Source organism: Burkholderia sp. 3C, assembly GCF_054589155.1.
Window position 1 is genome coordinate 43,248 of record NZ_BAAILN010000087.1, and the last position, 2,160, is coordinate 45,407.

Genomic DNA, 2,160 nt, shown 5'->3' on the forward strand with positions numbered 1-2,160 from the left:
GCGACGCCGATTGGCCCGAAGCGGCCTACAACGGCGAATACATTGCCGACATCGCCCGCGAATACCTGGCCGGCGCCACCGTTGAGGCCAGCGACGGCGAGCCGGTCACCGGCAAGGGCGACATCGAGGATATCGAGGCGATCCGCAAGTTCGCGGTGACCTACCTGCGCCGCGAGCAGGACATCGACCTGAAGGCGTTCGGCGTGCGTTTCGATCAGTACTACCTCGAATCGTCGCTGTATCAGGAAGGCCGCGTCGAGAGCACGGTGAAGGCGCTGGTCGATGCCGGCATGACCTACGAACAGGAAGGCGCGCTGTGGCTGCGCACGACCGACGAAGGCGACGACAAGGACCGCGTGATGCGCAAGACCGACGGCACCTACACGTACTTCGTGCCGGATGTCGCCTACCACGTCGCCAAGTGGCAGCGCGGCTTCACCAAGGTCATCAACATCCAGGGCTCGGACCACCACGGCACCATCGCGCGCGTGCGCGCCGGCCTGCAGGGCCTGCACCTCGGCATCCCGAAGGGCTATCCCGACTACGTACTGCACAAGATGGTCACGGTGATGCGCGACGGCCAGGAAGTGAAGATCTCGAAGCGCGCCGGCAGCTACGTGACGGTGCGCGACCTGATCGAATGGTCGGGCGGCGCGTCGCAGGGCTCGGAAACCTCCCCCGAGCAGCTCGACGAAGCCACCATCACGCGCGGCCGCGATGCCGTGCGCTTCTTCCTCATCTCTCGCAAGGCTGACACGGAATTCGTGTTCGATATCGACCTGGCGCTGAAGCAGAACGACGAGAACCCGGTGTATTACGTGCAGTACGCGCATGCGCGGATCTGCTCGGTGCTGAACGAGTGGAAATCGCGTCATGGCGCCGACGAGTCGATCCTCGGCAGCGCGGATCTCTCCCTGCTCGACAGCAAGGCCGCCATGTCGCTGCTGCAGAAGCTGGCGGAATTCCCCGACATGCTGACGCACGCGGCCGGCGAGCTGGCCCCGCACGCGGTCGCGTTCTACCTGCGCGACCTCGCGGGCGAGTTTCACTCGTTCTACAATGCGGAGCGCGTTCTGGTCGACGACGAAGCGCAGCGTACCGCACGCATCGCGCTGCTGGCCGCGACGCGCCAGGTGCTGGCGAACGGCCTCGCGGTGCTCGGCGTGTCGTCGCCGAACAAGATGTAAGCACCGGGCCGGCATCGGCGGCCGTGCGCTCGCGCGGCCGCGCCACCCATCCCGTTTCACGACTTCTTTTAGCAGGTGACTCAAGCAATGGCAAAACCGCGCCGCACGTCGAAACCGTCGAAACAAGCCGGGGGAACCTTTCTTGGCATCGTGCTGGGCCTGATTGTCGGCCTCGCGATCGCCGTGGTGGTGGCGCTCTACATCACGCGCGCGCCGTCGCCGTTCGTGTCGAAGGTGGCGCCGCCCGCCGACAACAGCGCCAGCCAGCCGCAATTCGATCCGAACCGCGCGCTGCAAGGCAAGACGCCGGGCCAGCCGGTCACGCCGCAAGCCGCCCAGCCGGCCCCGCCGAACACCGCGCCGGGCCAGGCCGCGAACCAGACCCAGCCGCCGCTGCTGCCCGAGCCGCAGATCGTCGAAGTGCCGGGCACGAACAGCGGTTCGTCCTCGTCGGACAGCAACGGCGTGGCCGTCGCGCCGAAGCCGGCCGACAACAACCCGGTCACGCCGCCGCCCGCCAAGAAGCCGCAAGCGCCGGCCACGGCCGCCAACCCGGGCAGCAGCACGGGCACGCAAGCGCCGAAAACCGCCCAACAGCAGCCGCCGAAGGCCGGCTCGACGCCGTCCGCCGCCAACCCGGCCGACGCCAACAGCGGCTACTTCCTGCAAGTGGGCGCCTACAAGACCGAATCCGACGCCGAGCAGCAGCGCGCACGCCTCGGCTTCCAGGGCTTCGAGTCGAAGGTCTCCAAGCGCGATGTCAGCGGCGTCACGTACTATCGCGTGCGGGTCGGCCCGTTCAACAAGTTCGACGAGATGAACTCCGCCCGCCAGCGGCTGTCCGATGCCGGTGTCGATACCGCGGTGATCCGCTTCACGAAACAGTAAGCCAGCAAGCCGGCCGGCCGCGGCCGGCCCCACGCAACCGTTCGAAACCCCAACATGAAAAAACTGCTCAGCACGCTGTTCCTGT

General features: G+C 67.2%; 2 protein-coding genes. Both read left to right on the top strand.

The window, feature by feature from the left end; translation table 11 throughout:
* Positions 1-1,187, top strand: a 1,187-nt coding sequence (locus ACYP33_RS15400) for an arginine--tRNA ligase (RefSeq protein ID WP_459622707.1), incomplete at its 5' end; no start/stop codon positions are given.
* Positions 1,188-1,274: 87 nt separating this feature from the next.
* The gene (locus ACYP33_RS15405; protein WP_459622708.1) at positions 1,275-2,075 is read left to right on the top strand and encodes an SPOR domain-containing protein; all 801 of its coding nucleotides are present in this window, start codon (positions 1,275-1,277) and stop codon (positions 2,073-2,075) included.
* The last annotated feature ends 85 nt before the right edge of the window (positions 2,076-2,160 follow it).